Origin of the sequence: Veillonella sp. T34266-5, from assembly GCF_002959815.1 — a bacterium.
Classification (GTDB): Bacteria; Bacillota; Negativicutes; order Veillonellales; family Veillonellaceae; genus Veillonella; species Veillonella atypica.
The window spans coordinates 1-7305 of the sequence record NZ_PPCZ01000014.1 but is presented as its reverse complement, the minus strand read 5'-3'; the positions used below and the strand labels follow the sequence as shown (position 1 = coordinate 7305).

Sequence of the window (7305 nt, the reverse complement as noted above, 5' to 3'; positions counted from 1 at the left end):
GGTACAGAATAGTGGCTACCACGAAAGCTAATGAGATTACTTGCTGAAACCTTAGCTTTTGGGTGATCTATGCGGTAGGAATCTCTTATCACTTTTGTTGGAAGTGGGGTAAGAGATTCCTTTTCTTTTTCAAGCAGTGCAGACGGTATTTGTCTTGTAGCTTGAGAAATCGCTAGATTACTACGTAAAATAATTTTTTGAATCTGTTCTTCCACTTCTTGTATTGTTAATTTTCCTTGGTACGCATGAATTTCATCTAGAATTTTCATTTGGCTTTCTACTTTGCCTTTCGTTTGTGGACGGCGCGCCATACACGGCTTAAATGTAAAGCCAAAGTCACTTGAAAATTGTTCTGCTTTGGTATGAAGCTGTCCTTTAGTTCCAGCTAGCCTCGGTTGTACCATCACGGTTTTCATATTATCTGTTAATAGTACATGTGGAACACCTTGTAATTGTTCAAAGAATTCTACCAATGCATCTTGTAGTGTTTCAGTAGTTCTATCGAAAGTGACCTTTGCTAATTTGTATCGAGAATAGCCTAATGTCATCAGCAATATATTAAAAGTTATGTGTGTGCCATCATGCAATAGGAATTTAATATTCTCTTTCCAATCAACTTGAGCCTGTTCAGCTGGTGCGGTTTCAAAGCGAATCGTATGCTGTGTGCTAGGCGATGTATGTTTTCTATCAAAATAGGATTGAAATACTGGTATCTTTAAAATATAACCGCGAAATGTAGAGTAAGCAGCTGTGAGTCCATGGTTATCTACCAAGTATTGCCACAAGACACGCTTATAATAAAATTGTTGGGGTGTATCATCAGATAATAAAGTCTGTATTACGTCATGAAATTTATCAATCATAGATGGTTTATGACGATGTGGATCAGGCGTTCCATTTTCATAATGAGATTTTATGGTGCGTCTATCATAGCCTAATTCACGACCTAGTAAACTATAATTAGGTTTCAAATTGCAAGCCTCCAGAATGTCTCTTAACATTGGTAAGTCTAATAATGATGTTACAGTAAATGAACTGTTAATAGCGTATACGTATTGCATGTTGTTATCACCTCAACTATAGTATCGGTGATACAATCAAAGTTGTACATTCTTATATCATCATTTTTGTACATTCTTAGAGTATCATTTACATATGACTACAAAGTACGAAAAATTAACCGAAGAAATAATAGATACCCTGGATAAGTATAAAGATTGTTTTTCTAAGTCAGAGGAATATTTAATTAAAATAAAAAAAGAATTGAGTCAGTTAAAACCACAACTTATTGAGTCTTTTAATGAGGGTCGAAAATTAAAAATTGGAATTGTTGGAGAAGTTAAAGCTGGAAAATCATCTTTTTTGAATGCATTGTTATTTAGTGGTAAAAACTTTTTACCTAAATCTAGTACCCCGATGACTGCTGCCTTAACAAAAATTGGTTATTCAGAAAAATCTTATGCCAAAATCATATTTTACTCTGCTGGTGAATGGCAGTCTATTACGGAGTTAGCTCAAAAATATAATGAGAAATTTGATAACTTATATGGTGAATATATACGTGAGATGAAAAAAAAATCTCAAAAGCTTGCCCATCGAGATATAACAATTAAATCAAAGGACGAAATGAGATTAACTATAGAACGTGATATGCCTTCTGATTATATTGCATGTAAGGAGTTAATTGAACTATATAATAATGCTAATAGTAATGATTCTGAAGATTTATTCTTTTTTCTTGGAAGTGAAAAAATAGTTGAGATTAATAATTTAGAATTTGATTTGCCTAATTATATAGGGGCTAAAGGAAAGTATACTCCCATTGTTAAGCACGTAGAGCTTATGATGAATATTGATACATTAAAAGATTTAGAAATTATAGATACTCCTGGATTAAATGATCCAATATTAAGTCGAAGTGAGACTACGAAGGAATTTCTTGGAGAATGTGATGTTGTATTTTTATTAAGTTCAACTAGTCAATTTTTAACAGATAAAGATATTTCTTTAATTTGTGAGACATTACCTGAAGAGGGGATAAAAGAAGTAATAATAGTTGGAAGTAAATTAGATTCAGGTTTATTAGATTATAATAAGTCAAATAGTTTTAAAAAGGCTTATATAGAAACTGTTCAAAGTTATACAGAACAAGCTAAATCAAATTTATATAGAATTTTGTCTAATCCTTTAGTAGATAAGTCTTTTATTAATAGTATGATAAAGAAACTACCACCAATTTATGTGTCTTCAATGTTATATGGTGCAGCTATTAATAAAAAAAATAATAAGGTGTATAGTGAGGAACAAGGGTTTTATATTGATAGATTAAAAAGTAGTTTTATTGATTTTCATGACAATATTGATATGCTTGTGAGATATTCAGGAATTTTAGATATTCAAAAAAAGAAATTAATTCCATTGAGAACAGAAAAAGATTCGATTATAAAATCAAAGAATAATGAAATTTTTCAAACAAAAATGACGAAAATAATTTCTTCACTAAAAGATATTCATGAACAGTGTCTTATTAACAAGGAGATTCTTGAAAATAATGATAAAGCTAAATTAGAAGAGAAAAGGGAAACTATAGAACGTAGCTTAATACAATCTAACCGCGAAGTAAAAGAAATTATTAAATCAATAAGTTTAGATATAAAATCCACAATACAGAGATTAAATATAGAAATTGAAGCTGCGATAAATAATCATCTTGACTTTCCAGTTGTAGTAGAGGAGAATATCACAAGACATAGTGAACGACATGGATTCCTCTATTTAAAAGAACGAAAGTGGAATACGGTTGAAAATACATATAAAGTTAACTCTCTGAAAGTAGTTGAAAATATTCGTAATTATCATATAGAATGTCAGAATCTTGTAGAAAATAATTTGGGGCATGCGATAAATAAAAGACAATTAGAAAAAGAGTTGAGAGAAACTATAATTAATTCCAATTCAGTTATAGATCATAGTTTTGATGAACGTGAGATATTGATTCCATTAAGGAATTTAATTAAAGCAATAAAAATTCAAAATATTAATATTGCTATTAATCCTTATTTACAGAGAATATATGACGAGTTTACAAAAAAAATTGAAACTGATGATGAGATACATAGATTAAGAATTGTTCAGGATCAAACCTTAAATGATATTTTTAACGAATATAAAAAAGAGACAAAGCAATCGTTAAATAATATTGAGTTAATATTAAATCGAGAAAGTGAATCGTTTATCAATAGGTTGATTCATGATTTAAAAGAAAATATTTCATTGATTGAACAACAAATTGATAATAAGTCTAAAAATTTGAAAAGATATTCTTTATTACAAGATAAGATACAATCTTATATTAAAGATATAGATGAATTGGAGATAGAAGATGTTTGATTTTGAAGATATAGAATTATTAGAAGATATATCTGAGTATGATTTAGATCAACCATTATCATTAACTTCTGGAAAAGATTTATTAGACTTAATATCAAAAATCTTACCTTTATCTCAAAAAAATAATAATTTAAAAATAATAAAACATATAGAGAAGATGATTGATATTGATTTATTGACTATTTTAAAAAATATACCTTTGTCTAATAAAGCAAAACGACAAAAAGAATTTAAAACTTTATCATCAAAATTAGTTGAAAAATATAAATATAAACAGTTAGGAAATAAGGCGATTGTCGGAATTGGTGGACGTTTTAGTGCAGGAAAGTCCCGTTTTATTAATTCTATATTAAAATTGGAAGAAAATTTATTACCAGAGGATCAAAATCCTACAACTTCTATACCTACATATATAATAAAAGGACTAGAAAATTCAGTTATTGGAAACTTAGGTGATATTGATGTTAAATTAGATTCCATATCACTATCTATGTTAACGCATAATTTATATGAAAAATATTCTATAGGATTTTCTAGGTTTATTAAGACTTTAATGATTATAAATCAAAATAGTCCTTATAAAAATTTGGCGTTTTTAGATACACCTGGATATAACAAAGCTGATTTTGTGAAGAATTTTGATTTTAAATTAACTTCATCTGATAAATTGATAGCTTATAATCATTTAAAAAATATAGATTTTTTAATTTGGTTGGTTGATATTGATAATGGAACAATAAAAGAAGATGATTTAGATTTTATTGAAAAGCTAGATATAAGTGTTCCAATTTTAATTGTTATGAATAAAATTGATAAAAAAATGGATAGAGATATTGAATCTATAATTAATGTGATTAAACAGGATGTACTTAATTATAATTTTAATATATTTGGAATAACAGGCTATTCATCTAAAGAGCATAAAGAATGGAGAAACTTAGGAATTATAAGAAAATTTTTAGTTGAGGCTGAAAAGTATTCATATAAAAAAGGAAATATAATTGATGAATTTATAGACGTGAAAAAAGATATAAAACAAGAGTTAGAAAGACTACTAGAACTATGCATTGAAGATAGAAATCAAATAAGCAATATTATTGTCAAGACTGAGCCCTCAACTATATTAACCGGATTAATTGATTTATATGGTGAGCATTTAAGGGCTATTAGGATGATAAAAGAAGGTATAAATCAATTAGATAAAACTTTTAAGCGTATAGATGAGAAACTTATACAAATATATGGGGATGAAAAGTGTGAAAAGTATTGAAGATAGATTATTTGCCGTAATTCAAAAAATAATGAATGAATCTATTGAAGCAAGCTATATCTTTCAATATGATTATTTTAATAAGCTTAAAAATATATCTAATAAACTTATAGCTGTATTGGATGATGGAGACTATATTGATAATGCGAAAGTGATTCGTGATTTAGACACATTAATATATAAATATGAAATTTTTACTATTATTCCTAATTTGGTTAATAAACATATTGTTTCTATTCACTCTGATCAAAATTCATTTTGGAAATTTATAAATGAATCTTTTGAAGATTGTTTGAATTATGATATAAGTATGAATATACCTTATATAATTTTACCTTATTGTGAATCATTTTGTACTAATTCAGTATATATTCTTAGTTATTGTAACAAGATAGTCGAATTAACTATAGATGAGTATAAATTAATCTGTACAGATTTATATAAGTATAATATTGATATAAAAAAATTAATTAAATGTTTTTTTTCGTATCAATCTAAAATTACTACAAATACTTGTTTTGTATATTTTCCTTTGGATATGGATATAGAAAATACAGTATATTGTCAATTAAAAGATAAGATAACAGTCAGTGTGTTTATTGGAAATGAAATATTTAATGAGGAATTTTTTAAGAAGAAATTGTATTATAACTCTTTTTATTTCTTAGGTAGTAAATCTGAATATAAAAAGTTTCTTCATGTATATAAATCTAAATATATTAAGTGTATTTCCTATAAAAATTTGATAGATAGAATAAAAAGGTTTGATAATATTTTTTATAATTATAATATAAATCAAGAAATTGATTTGTTATTGCTAGAAGTTAAGAATTTTTATATCAATTCTCTAAATAGATTAAATAATATACTAAAAGGGCTAAAAACAGATTTACTTAGAATCCAAGATGATAAGCTAAAAGAACAATTACAGTATTATTATGAGTATAAACAAATAGAATATGATGAGTTAAGTATTAGTAAAAATAAATTCTGTAATTTTTACTCGGAAATTTTAAATTATATATTGAATAATGGTTTGTCAAATGAATATTTTGATATAACTCTTTTAAATTTAGAAAATCAATTTGAGGTAATAAATCTACTTATTAGAAAATTTTTTATCTGTTCTAATGTTAAAGATATTGAGGAAATGCATAATATAATTTTGCAACTAAAAAAAGCTAATTTTGATTATACTGAGATATTTGAGATATATCTTAAATATCTTAATCAAGATGTTTTGTCCAAAGAAGAATTATATTTAGTAGCGAATGTTAAAAATATTTATTTTAATAGTAAAATTAAAATAGCGATGTCTAGTGTCTTGAACTTATCTGAATCTGAACTGATAGAAATAGTTTCTTTTGTTGATAATGTTGAATCTGGTAAAGAGCTATATTATTTAGGCTTATCTTTATTTAATCGAAAAAATTATAAGAAGAGTATTCTAATGCTCTTCAGAGCCCTAGAATTGGAGTATCATGTTGCAGGAATAAAATTGTTAGAGATTTCAGAACAAATACATCAATCTAATATTAGAGTAGATAAATGGACTAATAATAAAATTAAGGAACTCATATCTGATTATTTAGATCCACAAACATGTTTTAAATTAGCTTTAGAGAATTTGAATGAAAAATCTAGTAAAGCAAATATCTTTTTGAAAATTTCTATATCAAAAGGATACTTGCCAGCTGTTGAATTTTTAGCTTATCAACTGTATGATAAATGCAAAATGCTTGATAATAAATCAATGGAAAAAGATGATAATCGGATAGCAGCTAGTAATGCAATTGATTTTTTTTGTATGCTTAGTCAGATTGTAAATGTCAATATAAGAATGTACAATTTTGACGATGTACAATGTACAGTTATTCCTTCTGTTGCATATGGTTTCGTAACCGGTATGAATCTCCAGTTATGCTAATCACATGTGCATGGTGAAGTAATCGATCAACAATAGCATTAGCTACTCGCTCATCATGTAAAATGGTAGCCCACTCATCAAAATTAATGTTAGACGTTACGATGGTACTTTTCTTTTCGTACCGTCTATCAATAATTTGAAATAGTAAGTTAGCATCACCTGGTTGTAACGGTAAATAGCCAATTTCATCAATGATGAGTAATTGGTAGCGTGCATAATGCTTGAGCCGAGTTTCTAATCGTCCTTCATCTTTTGCACTCTTAAGGTTTTGAATTAAATCATGGCATTTAATAAAATAGGTGCTTCGTCTGTTACGAGAGCTTTCAATACCTAGTGATGTAGCTAAATGTGTTTTCCCCACTCCGCTAGAGCCAAGAAATACAATGTTTTCAGCTTGTTCCATGAATCCTAATGATGCTAAATCCTTAATTTGCATTTCGTTAATTTGTGGTTGAAATGAAAATTCAAAATCAGCTAGTGTTTTCAAATGAGGAAAATTACTAATTTTCACCATATGGTTAATTACGTTTTGTCGTTTAATATCAACTTCGTAATCACTCAGCTTCAATAACCACTCAATATGAGATAAGCTCTGTGTATTAGCTAATTCAATTGTTTCATCTAGGTGTAACATGCATTGTTTTAGTTTTAGATATGCTAGATTATCTTGTAAGCGTTGGTAATTAGTCTGTAGTGTCATAGATAGCTCCTATCTTTT

General features: G+C 27.3%; 5 protein-coding genes. 3 read left to right on the top strand and 2 right to left on the bottom strand.

Going from position 1 to position 7305, the window contains the following annotated elements:
- On the bottom strand, positions 1–1061 hold a 1061-nt coding region (gene istA, locus VIHSUH07_RS05610; protein WP_105084207.1), incomplete at its 3' end, for an IS21 family transposase.
- Positions 1062–1155: 94 nt separating this feature from the next.
- On the opposite strand from istA, the gene VIHSUH07_RS05605 reads away from it, so the two are divergent.
- From VIHSUH07_RS05605 to VIHSUH07_RS05595, 3 genes are read left to right on the top strand one after another with little or no spacing between them, the layout of a single operon-like run.
- Positions 1156–3390 (top strand): dynamin family protein, encoded by a 2235-nt coding sequence (locus VIHSUH07_RS05605; protein ID WP_105084206.1) that lies wholly within the window; start codon positions 1156–1158, stop codon positions 3388–3390.
- On the top strand, positions 3383–4660 hold the full coding sequence (locus tag VIHSUH07_RS05600; RefSeq protein ID WP_105084205.1) for a dynamin family protein: 1278 nt from the start codon (positions 3383–3385) through the stop codon (positions 4658–4660). Before VIHSUH07_RS05605 ends, VIHSUH07_RS05600 begins: the two co-directional genes overlap by 8 nt.
- On the top strand, positions 4647–6587 hold the full coding sequence (locus VIHSUH07_RS05595) for a hypothetical protein (RefSeq protein WP_146104940.1): 1941 nt from the start codon (positions 4647–4649) through the stop codon (positions 6585–6587). Before VIHSUH07_RS05600 ends, VIHSUH07_RS05595 begins: the two co-directional genes overlap by 14 nt.
- Here VIHSUH07_RS05595 and istB read toward each other — a convergent pair.
- On the bottom strand, positions 6532–7287 hold the full coding sequence (gene istB / locus VIHSUH07_RS05590; protein WP_005382493.1) for an IS21-like element helper ATPase IstB: 756 nt from the start codon (positions 7285–7287) through the stop codon (positions 6532–6534). The two genes, VIHSUH07_RS05595 and istB, sit on opposite strands and share 56 nt — an antisense overlap.
- Between the last annotated feature and the right edge of the window lie 18 nt (positions 7288–7305).

Excerpts from the sequence above, each read along its gene's own strand:
- istB (WP_005382493.1), bottom strand. The coding sequence starts at position 7,287 with ATGACACTACAGACTAATTACCAACGCTTACAAGATAATCTAGCATAT.
- VIHSUH07_RS05605 (WP_105084206.1), top strand. The coding sequence starts at position 1,156 with ATGACTACAAAGTACGAAAAATTAACCGAAGAAATAATAGATACCCTG.
- VIHSUH07_RS05600 (WP_105084205.1), top strand. The coding sequence starts at position 3,383 with ATGTTTGATTTTGAAGATATAGAATTATTAGAAGATATATCTGAGTAT.